Here is an 18,115-nt window from a genome sequence, read left to right on the forward strand (position 1 = left end):
TATAAACACCTCATATACTTCTTATTGTTGCAAATACAACAAAATTAAGTTAAATTAAATGTAGCGTATTTTTGTTGCATTTGCAATAAAAAACCGAAATTATGGGAGTCTTACTTTCCGTAATGACAAATAAGCTGAATCTACTTTTATGTGTAGATTCAGCTTATTTGGAGTGTATTCAAGTGGGGATTATACCCTCCCACCCTATTTTTTAGTTGTATATTTTTTAATAGCAGGAAGAATTTCAGTACCTATCAATTCAATATTTTTCATGATTTTATTAAACGGTACTCCACCGAACTCTAACTGTCCCATATATCGTTGGTGGCTAAATTGTTCATGTTGATATAACATCTTTTCAATGATTTCTTGTGGGCTGCCGACAAGCATTACACTATCACGCTCTGCACCTTGTTCAAATAATTGACGTGAGAAACCAGATCCATTTGTTCGTTTCATTCCTTCATTGATGTGCGGATAATATTCTGCTAGTGCTTGCTGAGTCGTCTCTGCCGCATAGAAAAAGCCTGTCGTTGCAACTGGAAAATCAGCTGGTTGGTGCCCTGCTTGCATTAATCCCTGGCGATACGCCTCGATAGACATTTTAAAATGGGAAACTGGACCGCCGAGCGTTGCTAAAGCCATTGGTACGCCTTGAAGACCAGCCTTAACCGCACTAGTTGGAGTACCGCCGACAGCTCGCCAAATCGGTAAAGAACCATTCTTAGGGCGTGGTAGCACGACTGCATTTCTTAAAGGAGCTCTTAAGTCTCCGCTCCAATTCACCACTTCATTTTCATTAATCTGAAGCAGCAACTCGAACTTTTCCTCAAAGAGTTCTGCGTAATCCTGAACATTATAGCCCAACAATTCGAAGAGCCCAATCCTTGAAGCACGACCGGCAATAATCTCTGCACGTCCATCAGATATCAAATCAATCGTGGCAAAATCCTCATACACGCGAACAGGATCAGAAGTAGAAATAATCGTAGATGAGCTGCCGATTTTTATCTTTTCCGTTGCTTGTGCAATAGCTGATAGTATCACTGCATGTGCTTGCGAAGCGAAATATTCTTGATGGCTTTCTCCTACACTAAAGAAATCAATTCCTGCTTGCTCCGCTAACTTTGCTGCTTCAATGATTTCTTGAACACGTTGTTTGGCTGAAATGCGCTCACCTGTATGTGGGTTGGCTAAATGATCGCCCAACGTATATATCCCGAACTCCATCCCCTTACTTTCATCAATACGGTATTTTTCCATACCCATTTTTATTCAACACCTTTTCTTAATTTAACGTTTCACAATGCATTCTCTTTCCTTACACATCGATTTTTCCCTATGAATCTTTTTGTTTAACCAAGGGAATTATCTCTTTGTGTTGAAAATTCATGTTAGCATTATGAATTAGCTGGGGAAGAAATGAATCAATCTTTTCAATTAGTGTATTTAATGATTGTAAGACAAAGCCGTTTTCCATTATTGCTAATGGTTGCGGTAGTTCATCTTCATCCAGTATAAAGTACTCCCCATTCGGAAAAATGACAACATCAATAATCAAATCCTCAAAGAATAAGACATTATCTTTGAAACCTGTATTTTTAACGATATTAAAATAAGCGCCTAAATAGTTTTCGTTCTCATCTCTCCAAATATATAAATTAAACGGCTGATCCCTCCAGTAGTACGCTACTGTATAACTGCCTTCAGGGATGATTAATTCATTTTGTTCAGCTACCATCGTAAAGGTGGTAGCTACTTTATGAAAAAGGACTATAGATTGACTATCCGCTTCCAGCAAGAGGCAATTATGATTCACTATTGTTGAATCATAACGGATTTTTCTTTCGATTACTTTATCAAAACTTTGAATACTTGATATATCCCATTCTGCCATTACTTTTCATTTCAACTCCTATCATAGGTTCTGCAATAGCCTAAAACCAATAAGCAGGAGATTCAAAAGTTCTCCTGCTGTTTACTTATTTAGAGTTACTTAACAGAGCATTCTTTTGCAAGTATTCTTTCGCTACTTCTGTCGGACTTTTCCCTTTTACATTCACTTCGTAATTCATAGTCCGCATTTCATCATCGGTTATTTTTCCGGCCAATTTATTTAATGCCTTGAGCATTTCAGGATATTTTTTGGCAGTTGCCTCTTTCATTAAAGGCGCTCCCTGATAAGGCGGGAATAAATGTTGGTCATCTTCCAGTACCTTTAGTTTATATTGTCTTAATTCACTATCGGTAGAATAAGCATCAACTAAATTAATTTCACCCGATTTGACAGCGTTATAGCGCAATTTCGGCTCCATTGTCACAAGGGAAGAAAAATGAATACCATACAACGATTGAATTCCCTTATATCCATCTTCCCTATCGGAAAATTCCAGTGTGAATCCTGCATGAACTTTATCTTGTATTCCTTTTAAATCAGAAATGGACTTGACTCCATATTGATTTGCAAAACGGTTTGACACAGCCAGTGCATAAGTATTGTTATACTGCATGGGCTTCAGCAGTACCATTTCATACTTGTTCAATAATCCAGTTTTGGCTTGTTGGTATACTTCCTTCCGGTCGGTACTCTTTGCGGTTTCTTTTAGAAATTCAGAAATAGCTGTACCTGTAAACTCTGGATATACATCCACACTGCCAGATTTGAGGGCATTAAATACGAATGAAGTTTTGCCCAGTCCCGGCTTTAATTCCACCTTTAAATCTGTCTCACTTTCTATTAACAGCTTGTACATATTAATTAAGATCTCCGGTTCTGAACCAAGCTTCCCAGCAATTACAATTTTCTGGTCTTGCTGTCCAATGAAAGGCGCCAATATAATAGCCACCGCCAAAACACCGATAGAGCCAATGGCTAGGAAAGCCTTTTTGAAGGATAAGCTTTCAAGCTTTTTAAGCAGGTAATCAAATAGAATCGCTAGTAAAGCGGCAGGAATGGCACCTAGAAGGATTAAATTCGTATTGTTTCGGTCAATTCCCAGAAGAATAATGTCACCAAGCCCACCTGCACCAATCAATGCAGCAAGAGTGGCCGTTCCTATAATTAATACTGTGGCTGTTCGGATACCCGCCATAATGACCGGCATCGCAAGCGGAATTTCGACCTTCAGCAATCGTTTTCTGAAGTTCATTCCCATGGCTCTAGCCGCCTCTATTAATGCGGGATTCACCTCATTTATTCCTGTAAACGTATTTCGTACGATTGGAAGCAATGCATAGGCAACTAACGCAATAATGGCCGGTATTCGCCCAATCCCGAATAATGGAATTAATATACCCAATAACGCTAGAGAAGGTATCGTCTGAATCACAGAAGTGATACCAATTATTCCTTCTGCTATTCTTTGATGTTTTGTGAGATAAATACCTAGAGGGATGGCAATGATGACTGCAAGAATAAGGGCAATCAGTGATATCTGAATGTGTTCTAGCAGTGCAGCGAATAACTCGCCTCTTCTTTCTTGAAACACATGCAAAAATTCAGTCATTACTCAGACCCCCTTCATTCCATTCTTCAGATAACAATTGGATAATGGACTTTCGATTAATTCTGCCAATCCATTCTCCATCTCTTTCCACAATGAGTTGTTCATGTTGGGACAGATTATCCAATACTTGTTTCAAAGAGGAAGATACAGATATAACAGCGAGATTTTCTAACATTTCACCCTGCCCAAGTGGTTGGATGATTCGCTCTAAATCAACATCAGCCATCCAAGGACTGTGGGCTTGATCACCGATGAATTTCTTTACAAAATCATTGGCGGGATTCAACACAAGTTCACGAGGTGTTCCTATTTGAACAATTTTCCCTTTTTCCATAATACAAATTCGGTCTGCCAGTTTTAATGCCTCTTGCATATCATGGGTGACAAAAACAGTTGTCTTTTTAAGGTTCTTCTTTAAATCCAACATATCATCTTGAAGCCTCTCGCGACTGATCGGATCTAATGCGCTGAAAGGTTCGTCCATTAAGATTATTTCTGGATCAGCTGCCAAAGCTCGTATCACACCGACTCGTTGCTGCTCACCGCCCGATAATTCTTTAGGTTTCCGATTTGCATACATTTTAGGATCCAACCCCACTATGTCCATCAGTTCATACGCTCGTTCTTTCATCTTTTCTTTTGACCATTTTTTCATTTCAGGGACAACAGTAATATTTTCTTCGATTGTCATATGTGGAAACAGTGCGATTTGCTGAAGTACGTAGCCAATATTCCACCTTAATTCGTGGATGTCATACTCACTAATTTTCTGTTCATCAAAAAATATGGTTCCATCGGACAGCGGAATCAATCGATTAATCATTTTTAGGGTTGTTGTCTTGCCACAACCACTAGGCCCAATAAGAACAAAGAATTCTCCCTTCTTTATCTCCAAGTTCAATGAATCGACTGCAATGGTTCCATCTTGGTATCTCTTTGATACATTTTCAAATTTAATCATCATAGTGACCCCTTATATTTTCGTTTCCGTACGTTAACTAATCATTCTCTAGTTCTATACCTTAATCCTTTAATTGTTAAAACTATTTACCGTTCTTTGGGATTTTGGGTCTCGCAATGATTCTTAGTTGCTGGAATCCAATTTCTAATGAGGTTTGTTTGAGTAAAGGATATAACTCCACCTAGGAAGTTTAAAGTTAAGTGATGATTAGAATAAAATATAAAAAGCCCTCTACAACGGATAAATAAAGTCGTGTAAAGGGCATTTATTTTTATAATAATAATGTTCTCATTCGGTTTGAAGTATGTTTATTCTTTGATGAATTCTTTGGTGCTTCTTACTGTATCAATTGGGCGAACCAGTTTTTCTATTTTTTCGCGTTTAGGCTCTAAAAATGGTGGCAATGATAGTTTTTCTCCGAGTGTTTCGTATGGTTCATCACCCATGAATCCTGGACCATCTGTGGCAAACTCGAATAGAATTTGCGGTGCCACTCTTGCGTAAAGTGATTCAAAGAAGTGACGATTCACATAACCAGAAGTATGGAAGCCAAAGCTATCCATTCGTTTTGTCCATTCATCTAGTACAGTTCGATCTTCTACTCGGAAAGCCGCATGGTGTACTGTCCCGAATCCTTGTCGGGCATCTGGCAAAATAGAATTGTGCTCAACAACAACAGATGCACCATTGCCCCCTTCACCTACTTCAAATAAGTGGAATGACCCTTCTTTCGCAATCTCTTTAAATAAGAGAACTTTCTCCATCATTTCTTTAAAGTAATCAAAGTTTGCAATTCGAACAAAGACAGGTCCTAAGCCAGTAATCGCATACTCAAGCGGGATAGGTCCTTTTTGCCAAGGTGTGCCTGATTCCACTCCTGTATTGATTTCATCTGAAATCAATTGATATTGTTGATCGTCAAAATCAACAAAAGAGAGCGTACTCTTACCAAATTGTTTTACGATACCAGTATGCTTAACTTCTAATCGATCAAAGCGTTTTTCCCAATATGCTAATGCTGCATCACTTGGCACACGGAAAGATGTTTTTGATATCTCGTTTGTTCCATGAATACCCTTCGGAATACCAGGAAAGTCAAAGAAAGTCATGTCTGTTCCCGCACTACCTTTATCATCGGCAAAGAATAAATGATATGTTTGGATATCATCTTGATTGACTGTTTTTTTCACTAATCGCATACCTAATACATAAGTGAAAAATTCATAGTTCTTTTCTGCACTGCTCGTAATCGCTGTTACATGGTGTATTCCTTTAAGATGGTTCATTTTGTATTCCTCCTAGAATATAGTTTTAATTTATATATTGCATCTATACGTTCTTCTATTCATTTTCTTCAATCGGAGATAAATGTGCTTCAATCTCTGCTCTGCGTTCCTCTAAAAACGGTGGCAAATCAAGTTTTTCGCCTAAGTGTTCCACATCTCCATCTATTGCAAAGCCCGGTCCATCTGTTGCTATTTCAAATAAAATTCCATTTGATTCTCTGAAGTACAAGCTTTTAAAGTAAAAGCGGTCAATGATGCTTGAGGTGTGGAAGCCACGTGCCCGTACTTTCTCCTCCCAAAAAGCAAGCTCTTCTTCATCTTTTGCTCGGATGGCTAAATGATGTATACTGCCACGTCCCGGTCTTTCAGTAGGACCATCTAGGTACTTCACGATTATTTCACCAAAAGGCTCTCCCTTGATGGATTGAAATATCGCTTCATCCTCTGAATAATGTACTGTAGTATAACCAAAAAGATCCGTAAGAGTATTTGCTAGCTTTTCGAGTCTTCTCACTGTAATTTCTACTGGACCCATCCCTTGTATTTGATGTTCAGCTGGCACCTCAGATTTCAACCATGTTTCCCAGTGCGCTACTTTTTCACCGTTTGCAGCAAGCAACACTAAGCGAAGGCCTTCCGGATCTTCAAATTTCAAGGCAGGACGGCCAGCATAAGTGACCACCCCACTATGAGCCACGCCATTTTCATCTAAGCGTGATTGCCAGTAATGCAGGCTGTCTTCTGATGGAACCAGCAATCCAATTCTTGTGATTGCATTTGTACCGCGATGCGTTTTTCCTGCGGGTGGAATTTCAAAGAATGATAATTCAGTGCCCGGGCTACCTGTTTTATCCCCGAAAAACAGGTGATACATTGATGCATCATCTTGATTCACCGTTAGCTTCACACGGCGCAACCCAAGAACATGCCGATAAAAATGATTATTCTTGTTTGCACTTTTGGTAATCATTGAAATATGGTGGTGACCTGCAATTTTATACATAAATAAATCCCCCTTTTACTTTACACGTTAAGTGATAATCAAAAATGATAGCGCAGATTCATGCGCATCTAATTCTCTAATTTGTTTTCAGTATGTTTTTGTAGCTTATTCATCAACATATATAGTGTTTTCTGTTCTTCCTCTGTCAAACACTCATCAAGAATAGCCGTTTGAAAAGCAAGCTGATGATCAAAAACTTCCTCTATTTTGCGCTCCCCTTGTGGAGTAAGGACAATCCATTTTGTTTTCCAGTCTTGCTTTCGTTGGATATATCCCTCTTTTTCTAGCCGTGTGAGCATACGTGAAATACCGCCCTCTGACAAGGTTGCTTTTTCGGCGAGCTGACTTTGTGTGATAGGTTGATAAATCGAAACCTGATTTAATACATCAAACTGCGCAACCGTAATATCAAATTGTTTTAAAAAGTCATTTGATAATAAATTGCTTTGATGCGTGAAACGAGCAATGCGAAGCCAGATTAATGAACCTAAAGTATTCTTCTTCAATACGACTCACTTCCTTTTGTTACTATCACTTTACACCTCAAGTGAAGAAATTACAAGAAAAATATCTCGAATTAAAGATGTTTTTTTATTTCCCTTTAAAATGTGTTCTCACCTTCTTATAAGATACCCAAAAAAGCCCTTTATAACGGATAGCCGAGGCTATAACCATTCATAAAGGGCTTTTCCATAATCTAGTTGAAATTTACTTTTATACTGCTAATACAATACGATTGCCAGAAGGATCAACAGTCACATACTGGTTTTCTTCTTCAAGAATCTTTGCACCAATTTTCTCCAAGTTCATTACTGCTTGTTTACGTACCTCATCGTTATCGAATAGAAGCGTAAATGATTCGAGACCAACGCTGTTCTCGGCTGGTGCTGGAATTCCTACACCATTCCATGTGTTGACACCTAAATGATGATGGTATTTTCCGTAAGAAAGGAACAATGCCTGATCTCCAAAACGATTCACGACTTCCATTCCCAAGCCTTTCACATAAAACTCTTCCGTTTTGATAAGCTCTGACACATGTAAATGAACGTGCCCCATTACACTAGCTTTCGGCATACGATCCCAAGGCTGATCCGGAGTGGCATGCTTTAACAAAGTGTCGAAGTCTAACGGATCAACCGCCATGTCTACTTCATTGTCGTTCCATTTCCATTCAGAGGGAACTCGGTCGCGATAGATTTCAATCTGGTTTCCATCTGGGTCATTCAAGTAAAGTGCTTCGCTAACGAGATGATCTGAAGAACCAAAACGAATACCGTTTTGCACTAAATGAACAACAATATTAGCCAAGTCCTTCTGTTCCGGCAATAAGATGGCAAAATGATATAAGCCGGTTGTTCTTTCTTGTTTAGGAATTACGTTTTCAGGTTGTTCAAGCGATAGAAAGCTGGTTTTTCCATCTGTAGTTAGTTTTGCTGTAGAAGCTGTTTGCTCTAAAATATTAAAACCAAGTATATCCTTATAAAACTGTAAAGAACGATTCAAGTTTTGCACTTTTATTTTGACATGCCCCACAAATGTAGTGGGCTTAGTATGAAATATCATTATTGTAGTCCTCCTTATATTAAGCACAATTGATTTTTATTAAGTAAGTTACTTTATGTAAGTAAGTTTATTTATATTATTAAGTTTTGTCAAGTTATTAAGTTTAATATTATAACTGAATTTCATTTTGTGGTAAAATCAACTATAAGAGAGGTGCACTGAAAAAATGAAACTACCTACAATTTGCCCTAAATTTGAAAAAGCTATTTCATTGTTAAGCCAGAGGTGGACCGCGTTAATTATTTATCAATTACTGATGGGTCCCCAACGATTCAATGAAATTCAAACTTCGATTGGCATAAGCGGAAAGGTATTATCAGATCGATTGAAGGATTTAGAGTCACAAGATATTATCAAGCGCGAAGTTATTCCAGAAACTCCCGTTATCATCGAATACTCACTAACAGAAAAAGGACAATCTATGGAATCTATTTTAAAAGAAATCGAAAATTGGTCCCAAGCTTGGATTAAACCGGATGCTGAGTTCCTTGAAGATTAATATTGGATTATCTATCAATAAAAAAGGGTTATCTGCCATTCATTGATTTGGCGAGATAACCCTTTTGATTTAAGATATAACCTAAAAAGACAAGTAATTATTTATACAACAATAATACTTTATAATTTCATTAAAATAATCTTTCCAGGTTTTATCTTCCACCTTTTTATCGCTCCTTAATTTACTCTCTTTTTTCCTTATATTCTCAATCTATCTTTGGATAACTAGTATCAAATATTGTTTTCTTCTTGAAATTATTGTTTACAAGATAAATGCCTATTAAAATGAAAGTACCTCCCGCTATAAGCGAATAGGAAATATGTTCGTTTAGCAATACGTTCCCAGTTAGAACACCAAAAAAAGGGGCTAAAAATAGATAGGAACTCGTTTTGCCTGGGTCACCCTTTTGTAAAAGGAAGTACCATACTGCAAACTGAACAATTGAAGACATTATGCTTAACCATAAGAGAATACATAATGAATGTTTATTAATATAAAAGAATGGCTCTTCAAGTAGTAAACTTAAAATGATAAGAATGCATCCCCCAAACAACATTTGATAAGCGGAAAGTACCCAAGTATTAAAATCAGCACCCCATCTACTAACTAATAATGTAGAAAGAGCCCAAAATATAGCAGCGAATGCTCCAAAGACTAACCCAATTCTAAAATCATTAATGCCTCCCAAGGTTATTCCAACTCCTAAAAATCCTAGAATGACTCCACTCCATTGATACCATTTGTAACGGTTGCCCATAAAAATAGTCCCGAAAATAATAACTAGAAGAGGATTCATAAAAGTTAAAATAGACGACTCACTGGCAGATATAGTTCTTAAGCTTATAAATATGCATCCCATTACTCCGGCAGTTTGTAGAGAACCGATAATTATCACTCTTCCCCAATCCTTTATAGCACTAGGGTGTGGTCTTTTTTGTACCAGTACGATAACACTCATAATACATCCTGCTAGAAAGAAACGTAGTCCGGCCAATAACAAGGGAGATGAGTAGTCCAATCCAATTTTTCCTATGGCAAAAGATGAGCCCATAAGGACAGTAGTCAAGATGATCAATGTAAAAAAGCTATATTTTTTCATTAATACTGAACCTCCAATTCAATTTCATTTGAGAGTTAAAAAACCCCACCTTCCTTGTAGATCAGGTTCCTTAGTATTATTATAAAAGTTAGATAATACGATGTTCATCGAAATATGGAATGCAGAGGTGATCAATTTGAGTATACATCCTAATATCACGGCCCTAACTGCTTTACTTACAGAGAAATCACGGGCAACTATACTGGCAGCTTTAATGGATGGAAAATTTCATACAGCAAGCGAGCTAGCTTACATGGCCTCCATCAAACCTCAGACAGCCAGCTTTCACCTTTCAAAATTAGAAGAAAATAGTCTTGTAATATGTGAAAAACATGGGCGTTTCCGTTACTTTCGATTAGCCAATGAAGAGGTAGCTAATACTCTTGAGGTATTTATGTCTATATCCTCCCCACCCGAGATTCGTTCTTTAAAACAATCTAGCCAATTAAAAAGATTAGAAAATGCAAGAACCTGTTACGACCATTTAGCAGGACGCATAAGTGTTAAATTAACAACTATAATGCTAGATAATGGATACATAGAAAAAAGTAATAAACAGTTTATTGTAACAGTAAAAGGAGAAGGGTTTTTTAATAGCCTAGGAGTAGATATAGTGGGTTTATCTAAAAAACGGCGTTCCTTTTCTCATGCATGCCTCGACTGGAGTGAACGCACTCATCATTTGGGAGGTGCTTTAGGAAATGGATTATTTGTAAGGTATATAGAACTGGGATGGATAGAGGCTAGAGCGAATTCGCGTGAAATTATAATTACAGACAAAGGGAAAATAGGTTTTAAGGAATATTTTGGACTGGAAATTTCAATATAGCTTTAAATGTATGTTTTATGTATTATATTCTTTTCTGTTCAAACTATTAAAAGGGTTATCCGCCATTCAATGTTTTGGCAAGATAACCCTCTATTTTTCCGTTACTGCTATTTACTTTTCTCTAAGACATCAATAAGGATTTCTTCAATTTCTTTCGCAATGCCAACTAGCTCGTCATCGTTTAATAAACCAATCATTGCTGTAGGCTTAGGCAAACCTATTTTTGTTTGCCCTTCTTCTTCATACACCGCAATTTTACATGGTAAAAAGTAACCGACTAATGGATTATGCGCTAGTACACGGGCCGCTTCTACTGGATTGCAAACCTCAAGTATTCTGTAAGGTTTTTGATAACTGTTGACACCTTTTTTCTGTAAAGTTTCCGTTAAGTTCAGTTGCCAAAGTACCCCGAATTTATTTTCTTTTAGGTTTTTTTCAATAGATTCAATTGCTTCATCTATTGTTTTAGTTGTTAGCACTGTATAGTGAAAATCCATACGATCAAGCCTCCAATTTTTTTATAAGATATCTACCCAAATTTTTATGGCTGTTCCCAATATTAAAACGGCTAAGATTCCTTGCAAGACTTTTGTGTTTATTTTTTTGCTTATTTTTGCGCCTATAGGAGCTGCAATCAAACCCGCAATAATTACAATCATCGCTGTTTTGTATTCAATTTGCCCAGTTGAGATTTTACCGATTGATCCCGCAATAGACGAGATAAATGTGATGGCTAAGCTGGATGCAATGGTCATTCGGGTCGGAATGCGAAGTATCAACAACATAATAGGTATTAGTAGGAAGCCTCCACCTGCACCTACAATGCCAGAGCCAATTCCGACAATGAACGCTAAGCCAGCTGCTAGCGGTTTATTGAACGTCACTTCAGCTAAGGAAAGATCATCTTTCGCCTTTTTTGGAATGATCATCATAATAGCTGCTAACAATGCTAAAATACCATATACAATGTTAACTTGTTCCTCAGTTAAACTCTGCGAACCAAAACTGCCGATAAATGTTCCTACTAGAACTGATAACCCCATCACAGTAATTAACGATTTATTTAAATAGCCCCCTTTACGAAATCCTATAACACCTGCGATCGATACAACTAATACATCTAGTGCGCTAATCCCAGAGACTTCGTGCGCCGTTAAAGCCTGAAAGCTAAATAGAGGCGGAATCATCAGGAGCATCGGATATTTAACAATAGCACCGCCTATTCCAAGCATGCCCGAAAGAAATGAACCGATAAAACCGATAGCAAAAAGAAGTAGCATATAATTTATATCCATATTATTTCCTTCTTTCTAACAACTAAACCTGAAGTGTGCAAGCCTTCCGGTTAAAAAGAAAAGTGAGTCGTACCACAACTCACTTTTATCATTAAGATTTTTTAATATAGAACGTTAATACATCTGCTTCTTCTTTATGATCTAAAAGTGTATGGCCTGCTGCAGCTGTCCAAGCTGTTAAGTCGGCTAATGCCCCTTTATCAGTTACTTGCACTTCTAAGATTTGCCCTGATTCTAGTGTATCCATTGCTTTTTTAGTTCGTACAATCGGCATTGGACATGCTAATCCTTTTGCATCTAAAACTTTGTTTATTTCCATTTCATTAATCTCCTTTAACTAATAAAATTTGTTGGCAGAAGGAGTTATCTCTACTCCTCCTCTGCTTTTTACCTTTCAGATTTTCCTAGCGCACGGCACAGCGATTTGGGCCAATCTCCATTTCTATTTGTTCATCTTGATCAGGAGTGACTTTTCCCATATTTACTTGACGAATTTGCTGATATGCATTTGGTTGTGGCGGTAAATTATCCGTAACTGTATGACGGAACTCTTCTTCATTTTCAATATTTAGACCATGGTTTTGTGCAAACAAATCACCTAGACGTTTTGCTACAGTTCCGTCTTCATTTAATTCTTGGATGATCATAAAGTGTGCTGGTAAAACAATTAGATCCTCTGCCAACTCGCGGTAACGATGATATAAAGTCTCACGTAAATCACCTACCCAATCCTCTGCAAGGCCCGCTAAGTCAGGACGTCCGATAGAATCAATAAACAAAATATCGCCTGTTAATAAATACTTGCTATCAACGATGAAAGATGTAGATCCTATTGTATGGCCAGGTGAGTAAAGAGCACCCACTTCAATTTGAGAGGCACCAACTTTTACTGTCACATCGTCCTCTAGAGGCATGTATTCAAATACTACTTCATCTGCATCTTTTGGCGGTAAGTAGTATGTTGCACCAGTTGCCTCTGCAATGTGCCGTCCTCCTGAAATATGGTCAGCGTGTAGATGTGTATCAAAAACATATTTAATCTCAGCATTTTTCTCTTTTGCAAAGTTTGTAAATATGTCTGTGAAACGAACTGCATCTATTACAGCTGCTTCTCCTTCAGAAATAACCATGTACGAAAGACAGCCTTTTCCTAGACGGACAAATTGATAAAGTTCTCCGCCCCCAGTTAAATCCCCCACTTTAATAGGTTCAAGATAAGAACTCCAAGACTTCATGCCACCTTCAAGATAGAATACATCTCTTCCGGCATCTGAAAGCATTTCAGCGATCATTTTCGAAGAACCTTCTTTTGCACAGACCACTAATACATCCTGATTTGATGGTAGTTTTGGCAGGATTTCATCTACTCCATCTAGTAATTCGAAATAAGGAATATTTAAATACTCAAAGTTTTGGCCCTCAATTTTCCAATCTTCATAAGCATCTGTGTTACGCACATCTAAAATAAATAACGGCTGTTTTTCAATTACCTTACGAGCAACCTGTGCTGCTGTCATTTTATTGATTGTCATATCACACTACCCCCATAGGTATTTATTTTTATTTTTTATAGTGGAAGGGATGACCCTTCCACTCGTTTTCTCATATTTATTTCTATTCTACTAGAATGTTAAAGATGGTGATGCATCTTTCGCGAATTCAAGGAACGTAACAGCTCCACCTACTTCAATACCATCAATGAAGTCTTCTTTTGTTAATCCCATTACATCCATCGTCATTTGGCAACCGATAAACTTCACGCCCAACTCCTGCGCCATTTCTACAAGTTCTGGGATGCTTGGTACATTTGCATTTTTAAATCCTTCTGCAAAGTGTTCGCGTCCTTCTGGCATTGGCAATTGTTGCATTGCTTGTTTATGAATTAAGTTTAGGCCTTCAAATGTGAAGAAGATAGCTACCTCTTTTTCTGTTGCTGCTGCTGCAGTTGCGATATTAAATACCTTATAAGCGTCAAATAAACCACCATTACTTGCGATAATTGCTACTTTGTTAGACATAATAAAATTCCTCCAATAATATATTATTTGATACTGCTCCACCGCTATTAAGGTGGGGCTCTTACTACCCGTTAATGCGGGATATTTTCCCTTGCCAAGAAGCCATTCCAGGTAGGACATTATAGACTTTTGTAAAACCTTTGTCAGAGAGTTTACGTGCTGCTAAATCACTGCGTGTACCTGTACGACAAATGACATAAATCTCTTGATCTTTATTTAGTTCATCTAAACGGTTTTCTAATTCTCCCATCGGTATAGATTTAGAACCTTCAATGTGGCCAAATGCATATTCTGCTTCTTCGCGCACATCCAAAATTATGCCGCCTTTACTAACACGATCAATTACTTCATCATTCGTAATGGTTTTTTCAAATGTCTTTTCTTCTCCAGTGTCATGAGAACTTTTACGGATGTAATGTAGTAACACTCCATCTTCTTGTATTGTCCCAAGATACTGATGGCCAACACTTTCACTCCATGCTTTTAAATCAGCAATAGAACCTTTGTCTGTAGCCTGAATTTCTAAAATTTGACCATCCTCTACTTCATTCATTGCCTTTTTTGTTTTGACAATTGGCATAGGACAAGCAAGTCCCTTACAATCTAGCTGTTGATCTGCTTTTATTTGCATTTTACAAACCTCCTATTACCACGTGGGGTATATTTTAAATTAAAAATTTACTCAACATTACCTTCCCAGGAAAGCATACCACCAGCCATATTTGTTACATCAAACCCATAGCCTTGTAAATATTGTGTTGCTTGGCCGCTACGTCCACCAGAACGGCAAACCATAATATAGGGTTTTGCTTTATCTAACTCATGCATACGAAATTCAAGCAAACCTAGTGGAATATGCATGATATCAGGAATATGGCCAGCTTGTACTTCATCTACCTCACGAACATCAATTAGGTTTAACTTTTCACCATTTTCTATACGTTGTTGAACTTCTTTTGCAGTAATTTCTTTCAATGTTTACCCTCCTACAATACTTATTAACCTCTCCAAGCACTCATGCCCCCACGAACATTTGTAATGTTTTCATAGCCTAGTTTTTTTAATTGTTTGCAGGCTTGAGCGCTACGCATTCCGCTTTGACAAATCACAACAATCTCTTTGTCTTTCGGAAGTTTCGAAAAGTCCGATCCTAATGGAATATTTTTAAACTGACGAATATGCCGAGTTTTATATTCACCAGGTGTTCTTACATCCACAAATACTTTATCTTTATCATCTATTATCCTGTTTAATGTAACTGTAGTTATTGTTTTAATTCCTTTAACAGGCCTTAACCGCCAAAGGAAAAACAGAATCACAATAGCAATAATAATCCACATGCCCATATAAACTCACCTCACATACCTTATAGGGTAAAATACGATTAAAAATAAAAATCGTATATCAACGACTTTTAACTAACAAATCCACTGCTTCTTGCACCGAATCATTCGCAGCATCTTGACTTGCTGCTTCCAAGAGGCACTCTTGTAAGTTTTGGCTCACAATAACTCCTATTGTACGGTCAACACCAGAGCGCACAGCTGATAATTGAGTGACGACAGCCTTACAGTCTTTACCTTCGTCCATCATTTTTAATATTCCCCTGAGTTGGCCCTCGATTCGTTTCATCCGATTTTTGACTTTATCGTCATAGGAATTCATTCATACCCCCTCCTCATCTCTTTGTTCTCTTGTTCATAAAGCAATAATATACCCCACGTGGTATATTGTCAACAAAAGAAAATCTACATTCTTTAAATTAGTTTAAATAAGTGCGTATTAAACAGGAAGATTTTGCGATCTGACTGTAGTAAAAAAATCCGTTTGCTAATGATAAGCAAACGGATTAAATATACTCTTATATTATAAAGTTAAACCGCCATCAACAAGAACAACTGAACCTGTCATATAGCTTGCTTTATCTGAAGCTAAGTAAGCAACCATTTCAGCAAGCTCTGCTGGGTCAGCATAACGTCCCATTCTCATGTTGGAAACCTCTTCTGGAACATAGCCACCTTCTGCAAATTGAGCTTCAACATTAGTTGTTAAAGTTGTTTTGACCCCACCTGGACAAAGTGCATTGATGCGAATTCCTTTTTTCGCATATTCAAGTGCAGCACCTTTTGTTAAACCTATAACCGCATGTTTACTTGCAGAATATACAGCTACACTATGTTCAGGACGTACTCCTGCAGTAGAAGCTGTATTAATGATAGAACCACTTCCTTGCTCTTCCATCACTTTCAGCACATATTTCATTCCAAGGAAGACACCTTTTACATTGATAGACATAATACGATCGAATTCAGATTCTTCTACTGCAGTAAAAGGTGCGAATCGTTGAATAACACCTGCGTTATTGAAAAATATATCAATACGTCCGTATGTGTCGATTGCACTATTTACGTAATTTTGTACATCTTCAGTTTTTGAAACATCAGCCTTTACGAAGATACCTTCTCCGCCTTGTTCTTTTACAAGATTTAATGTTTCTTCCCCTGTTTCTTGATTAAAGTCGACTAACACCACTGTTGCACCGTTACCTGCTAGTTTTAGACTGCTTGCTCTTCCAATTCCGCTTCCTGCTCCAGTTATGACAGCTACTTTACCTGCTAATTCCATGTTCATTTCCTCCCTTTTATTAGCTTACATCCATGATTTTATTACTTGTTTAAAAATTAATATTGTATTATCTTACGATTAATAGTTCTTATCTACGCTCCATAAAAAATTAAAAGGAAGTATATTCTATATGGAAATAGCTATACAGGATTTACATTATATATGTGAGATGATTTATAAAGTTCATGATATACCTGTTTTTTACCTCAATCAGTTTGGTGAAATAGAACATGAATTTTCAGGGAGAAACCTAAGGGATAACCCATACTATAATCAAATCAAAAAGCAGATCAGCGTCTACACTTATGATGAAAGCCCACATGACTTTCCTATCTTTTTTTCAAATTCTAAATTGAATTTTTTCTTTATTAACCTGAAGAATACAAATTCATTTTGGGGCACCATTATTTTAGGACCGACCCTTGTATCCGAAGTAACGGATGAGGATGTGAATAAAATTTTTGATTCTTTTAAAGGAAAGCTTCATAAAAGAAAACTCATCGAATATTATCAATCCATTCCCATTATCGACAGTGAGCACTTTCTAACGATTAGTCTCTTGGTTTATTATTTGGTGTACCAAAAAAAGCTAGATCAATCGATGGTAATACATAATAATAAAGCATTAGCCTTAGACATCATCGAAACTGAAAATCCAGAACTTGAACTGTCAAAAGGAAGGCGAAATTTCATCTTTCATTCTAATCTTTCCTATGAACAAATATTGCTTGATTATGTCAAAAACGGACGAATTGATAAATTACAGGATATTTTTGATTACTCTATTATAGGTGAGGCAGAATTAGGATTGTTATCGAAACGAAATCGCCTTAGAAGTGAAAAAAACTTAATGATTACGGGAATAGCTCTTGTTTGTAGAGCGGCTATCGAAGGGGGATTAAACGATGAAACTGCCTTCACTTTAAGTGATTTCTATATCCAACGTATTGAGGAATTAGGCACCTTAAAAACCATTTTAAAATTAACGGAAGAAGCGATAAAGGATTTTACCAATCGGGTGAACCAAATAAAAACTGAAAAATATTCTCCCACAATAACTACTTGTCATCACTATATTTATGATCATCTTTACGAAGAAATCACTCTCGATCAGCTTGCAGAAGTATGTCATTTAAGTCCAAATTACTTATCATCATTATTCAAAAAAGAAGTTGGAATACCAATAAGTGAATACATGCAAAGGCAACGTGTTGAAGAAGCAAAGAAACTATTACTTTTAACAAATTACTCTATTTCAGATATTGGTACCTGGCTAAACTTCCATGATCAAAGTTATTTTATAAAAACCTTTAAAAAATACACGAGCTTAACTCCCCGACAGTTTAGAAATGCTCATTCTGATCATCAGTCTAGTGAAACCTAAAAACACGCAGGCCTCTCACTGAGAGGATCTGCGTTTTAAATTAA

General features: G+C 37.2%; 22 protein-coding genes. 3 read left to right on the forward strand and 19 right to left on the reverse strand.

The features are described 5' to 3' along the window. Window positions 1-204: 204 nt before the first annotated feature. The 8 genes from M2M59_RS15095 to M2M59_RS15130 all read right to left on the reverse strand — a co-directional run bounded on the left by M2M59_RS15095 (window position 205) and on the right by M2M59_RS15130 (window position 8,322). Complete coding sequence (locus tag M2M59_RS15095; RefSeq protein WP_249776036.1) at window positions 205-1,263, reverse strand: LLM class flavin-dependent oxidoreductase; 1,059 nt, start codon at window positions 1,261-1,263, stop codon at window positions 205-207. A gap of 76 nt (window positions 1,264-1,339) precedes the next feature. Continuing rightward, on the reverse strand, window positions 1,340-1,897 hold the full coding sequence (locus M2M59_RS15100) for a ribonuclease FAU-1 family protein (RefSeq protein WP_147198032.1): 558 nt from the start codon (window positions 1,895-1,897) through the stop codon (window positions 1,340-1,342). Window positions 1,898-1,982: 85 nt separating this feature from the next. After that, window positions 1,983-3,506 carry an ABC transporter permease/substrate-binding protein gene (locus M2M59_RS15105; RefSeq protein WP_249774994.1) on the reverse strand — a complete coding sequence of 508 codons (1,524 nt, stop codon included), beginning with the start codon at window positions 3,504-3,506 and terminating at the stop codon, window positions 1,983-1,985. After that, a complete protein-coding gene (locus M2M59_RS15110) occupies window positions 3,499-4,467 on the reverse strand; it encodes an ABC transporter ATP-binding protein (RefSeq protein WP_249774995.1) in 969 nt (322 codons plus the stop codon). The genes M2M59_RS15105 and M2M59_RS15110 overlap by 8 nt, the downstream gene beginning before the upstream one ends. Window positions 4,468-4,775: 308 nt before the next feature. Further along, the gene (locus M2M59_RS15115; RefSeq protein ID WP_249774996.1) at window positions 4,776-5,753 is read right to left on the reverse strand and encodes a ring-cleaving dioxygenase; all 978 of its coding nucleotides are present in this window, start codon (window positions 5,751-5,753) and stop codon (window positions 4,776-4,778) included. 55 nt (window positions 5,754-5,808) lie between these two features. After that, on the reverse strand, window positions 5,809-6,756 hold the full coding sequence (locus tag M2M59_RS15120) for a ring-cleaving dioxygenase (protein WP_249774997.1): 948 nt from the start codon (window positions 6,754-6,756) through the stop codon (window positions 5,809-5,811). A gap of 68 nt (window positions 6,757-6,824) precedes the next feature. After that, window positions 6,825-7,262: a MarR family winged helix-turn-helix transcriptional regulator gene (locus M2M59_RS15125; protein ID WP_147198018.1), complete on the reverse strand. Its 438-nt coding sequence runs from the start codon at window positions 7,260-7,262 to the stop codon at window positions 6,825-6,827. 208 nt (window positions 7,263-7,470) lie between these two features. After that, window positions 7,471-8,322, reverse strand: coding sequence for a VOC family protein (locus M2M59_RS15130; protein ID WP_249774998.1), 852 nt, complete (start codon window positions 8,320-8,322; stop codon window positions 7,471-7,473). Between the two features lie 166 nt (window positions 8,323-8,488). On the opposite strand from M2M59_RS15130, the gene M2M59_RS15135 reads away from it, so the two are divergent. Further along, window positions 8,489-8,821: a winged helix-turn-helix transcriptional regulator gene (locus tag M2M59_RS15135; protein WP_249774999.1), complete on the forward strand. Its 333-nt coding sequence runs from the start codon at window positions 8,489-8,491 to the stop codon at window positions 8,819-8,821. Between the two features lie 205 nt (window positions 8,822-9,026). Here the strand turns inward: M2M59_RS15135 and M2M59_RS15140 are convergent, their stop codons facing one another. Then, complete coding sequence (locus M2M59_RS15140; RefSeq protein WP_249775000.1) at window positions 9,027-9,920, reverse strand: DMT family transporter; 894 nt, start codon at window positions 9,918-9,920, stop codon at window positions 9,027-9,029. 136 nt (window positions 9,921-10,056) lie between these two features. On the opposite strand from M2M59_RS15140, the gene M2M59_RS15145 reads away from it, so the two are divergent. Next, the gene (locus tag M2M59_RS15145) at window positions 10,057-10,749 is read left to right on the forward strand and encodes an ArsR/SmtB family transcription factor (RefSeq protein ID WP_249775001.1); all 693 of its coding nucleotides are present in this window, start codon (window positions 10,057-10,059) and stop codon (window positions 10,747-10,749) included. Window positions 10,750-10,856: 107 nt separating this feature from the next. Here M2M59_RS15145 and M2M59_RS15150 read toward each other — a convergent pair whose 3' ends face one another. The 10 genes from M2M59_RS15150 to M2M59_RS15195 all read right to left on the reverse strand — a co-directional run bounded on the left by M2M59_RS15150 (window position 10,857) and on the right by M2M59_RS15195 (window position 16,687). After that, window positions 10,857-11,246 carry a DUF302 domain-containing protein gene (locus M2M59_RS15150; protein ID WP_249775002.1) on the reverse strand — a complete coding sequence of 130 codons (390 nt, stop codon included), beginning with the start codon at window positions 11,244-11,246 and terminating at the stop codon, window positions 10,857-10,859. A 21-nt stretch (window positions 11,247-11,267) separates the two neighbouring features. Continuing rightward, complete coding sequence (locus M2M59_RS15155; protein WP_066790547.1) at window positions 11,268-12,044, reverse strand: sulfite exporter TauE/SafE family protein; 777 nt, start codon at window positions 12,042-12,044, stop codon at window positions 11,268-11,270. 91 nt (window positions 12,045-12,135) lie between these two features. Beyond that, window positions 12,136-12,363 carry a sulfurtransferase TusA family protein gene (locus M2M59_RS15160; RefSeq protein ID WP_249775003.1) on the reverse strand — a complete coding sequence of 76 codons (228 nt, stop codon included), beginning with the start codon at window positions 12,361-12,363 and terminating at the stop codon, window positions 12,136-12,138. A gap of 85 nt (window positions 12,364-12,448) precedes the next feature. Continuing rightward, on the reverse strand, window positions 12,449-13,576 hold the full coding sequence (locus M2M59_RS15165; protein ID WP_249775004.1) for an MBL fold metallo-hydrolase: 1,128 nt from the start codon (window positions 13,574-13,576) through the stop codon (window positions 12,449-12,451). 90 nt (window positions 13,577-13,666) lie between these two features. Further along, entirely contained in the window at window positions 13,667-14,062 is a 396-nt protein-coding gene (locus M2M59_RS15170; protein ID WP_249775005.1) for a DsrE/DsrF/DrsH-like family protein, read from the reverse strand. A gap of 64 nt (window positions 14,063-14,126) precedes the next feature. Then, entirely contained in the window at window positions 14,127-14,693 is a 567-nt protein-coding gene (locus tag M2M59_RS15175; protein ID WP_249775006.1) for a sulfurtransferase TusA family protein, read from the reverse strand. Window positions 14,694-14,740: 47 nt separating this feature from the next. Further along, window positions 14,741-15,037 (reverse strand): rhodanese-like domain-containing protein, encoded by a 297-nt coding sequence (locus M2M59_RS15180; RefSeq protein ID WP_249775007.1) that lies wholly within the window; start codon window positions 15,035-15,037, stop codon window positions 14,741-14,743. Between the two features lie 23 nt (window positions 15,038-15,060). Beyond that, window positions 15,061-15,408 (reverse strand): rhodanese-like domain-containing protein, encoded by a 348-nt coding sequence (locus tag M2M59_RS15185; RefSeq protein ID WP_249775008.1) that lies wholly within the window; start codon window positions 15,406-15,408, stop codon window positions 15,061-15,063. Window positions 15,409-15,466: 58 nt separating this feature from the next. Beyond that, window positions 15,467-15,727 (reverse strand): metal-sensitive transcriptional regulator, encoded by a 261-nt coding sequence (locus M2M59_RS15190; protein ID WP_066790563.1) that lies wholly within the window; start codon window positions 15,725-15,727, stop codon window positions 15,467-15,469. Window positions 15,728-15,928: 201 nt separating this feature from the next. Beyond that, window positions 15,929-16,687 (reverse strand): SDR family NAD(P)-dependent oxidoreductase, encoded by a 759-nt coding sequence (locus M2M59_RS15195; RefSeq protein WP_249775009.1) that lies wholly within the window; start codon window positions 16,685-16,687, stop codon window positions 15,929-15,931. A 130-nt stretch (window positions 16,688-16,817) separates the two neighbouring features. On the opposite strand from M2M59_RS15195, the gene M2M59_RS15200 reads away from it, so the two are divergent. Next, window positions 16,818-18,071 (forward strand): helix-turn-helix domain-containing protein, encoded by a 1,254-nt coding sequence (locus M2M59_RS15200; RefSeq protein ID WP_249775010.1) that lies wholly within the window; start codon window positions 16,818-16,820, stop codon window positions 18,069-18,071. Window positions 18,072-18,115 lie beyond the last annotated feature (44 nt).

Source organism: Rummeliibacillus sp. G93 (genome assembly GCF_023515935.1).
In the GTDB taxonomy this organism is placed as follows: domain Bacteria; phylum Bacillota; class Bacilli; order Bacillales_A; family Planococcaceae; genus Rummeliibacillus; species Rummeliibacillus stabekisii.

Excerpts from the sequence above, each read along its gene's own strand:
- M2M59_RS15095 (WP_249776036.1), bottom strand. The coding sequence starts at position 1,263 with ATGGAAAAATACCGTATTGATGAAAGTAAGGGGATGGAGTTCGGGATA.
- M2M59_RS15100 (WP_147198032.1), bottom strand. The coding sequence starts at position 1,897 with ATGGCAGAATGGGATATATCAAGTATTCAAAGTTTTGATAAAGTAATC.
- M2M59_RS15105 (WP_249774994.1), bottom strand. The coding sequence starts at position 3,506 with ATGACTGAATTTTTGCATGTGTTTCAAGAAAGAAGAGGCGAGTTATTC.
- M2M59_RS15110 (WP_249774995.1), bottom strand. The coding sequence starts at position 4,467 with ATGATTAAATTTGAAAATGTATCAAAGAGATACCAAGATGGAACCATT.
- M2M59_RS15115 (WP_249774996.1), bottom strand. The coding sequence starts at position 5,753 with ATGAACCATCTTAAAGGAATACACCATGTAACAGCGATTACGAGCAGT.
- M2M59_RS15120 (WP_249774997.1), bottom strand. The coding sequence starts at position 6,756 with ATGTATAAAATTGCAGGTCACCACCATATTTCAATGATTACCAAAAGT.
- M2M59_RS15130 (WP_249774998.1), bottom strand. The coding sequence starts at position 8,322 with ATGATATTTCATACTAAGCCCACTACATTTGTGGGGCATGTCAAAATA.
- M2M59_RS15135 (WP_249774999.1), top strand. The coding sequence starts at position 8,489 with ATGAAACTACCTACAATTTGCCCTAAATTTGAAAAAGCTATTTCATTG.
- M2M59_RS15140 (WP_249775000.1), bottom strand. The coding sequence starts at position 9,920 with ATGAAAAAATATAGCTTTTTTACATTGATCATCTTGACTACTGTCCTT.
- M2M59_RS15150 (WP_249775002.1), bottom strand. The coding sequence starts at position 11,246 with ATGGATTTTCACTATACAGTGCTAACAACTAAAACAATAGATGAAGCA.
- M2M59_RS15155 (WP_066790547.1), bottom strand. The coding sequence starts at position 12,044 with ATGGATATAAATTATATGCTACTTCTTTTTGCTATCGGTTTTATCGGT.
- M2M59_RS15160 (WP_249775003.1), bottom strand. The coding sequence starts at position 12,363 with ATGGAAATAAACAAAGTTTTAGATGCAAAAGGATTAGCATGTCCAATG.
- M2M59_RS15165 (WP_249775004.1), bottom strand. The coding sequence starts at position 13,576 with ATGACAATCAATAAAATGACAGCAGCACAGGTTGCTCGTAAGGTAATT.
- M2M59_RS15170 (WP_249775005.1), bottom strand. The coding sequence starts at position 14,062 with ATGTCTAACAAAGTAGCAATTATCGCAAGTAATGGTGGTTTATTTGAC.
- M2M59_RS15175 (WP_249775006.1), bottom strand. The coding sequence starts at position 14,693 with ATGCAAATAAAAGCAGATCAACAGCTAGATTGTAAGGGACTTGCTTGT.
- M2M59_RS15185 (WP_249775008.1), bottom strand. The coding sequence starts at position 15,408 with ATGGGCATGTGGATTATTATTGCTATTGTGATTCTGTTTTTCCTTTGG.
- M2M59_RS15190 (WP_066790563.1), bottom strand. The coding sequence starts at position 15,727 with ATGAATTCCTATGACGATAAAGTCAAAAATCGGATGAAACGAATCGAG.
- M2M59_RS15195 (WP_249775009.1), bottom strand. The coding sequence starts at position 16,687 with ATGGAATTAGCAGGTAAAGTAGCTGTCATAACTGGAGCAGGAAGCGGA.
- M2M59_RS15200 (WP_249775010.1), top strand. The coding sequence starts at position 16,818 with ATGGAAATAGCTATACAGGATTTACATTATATATGTGAGATGATTTAT.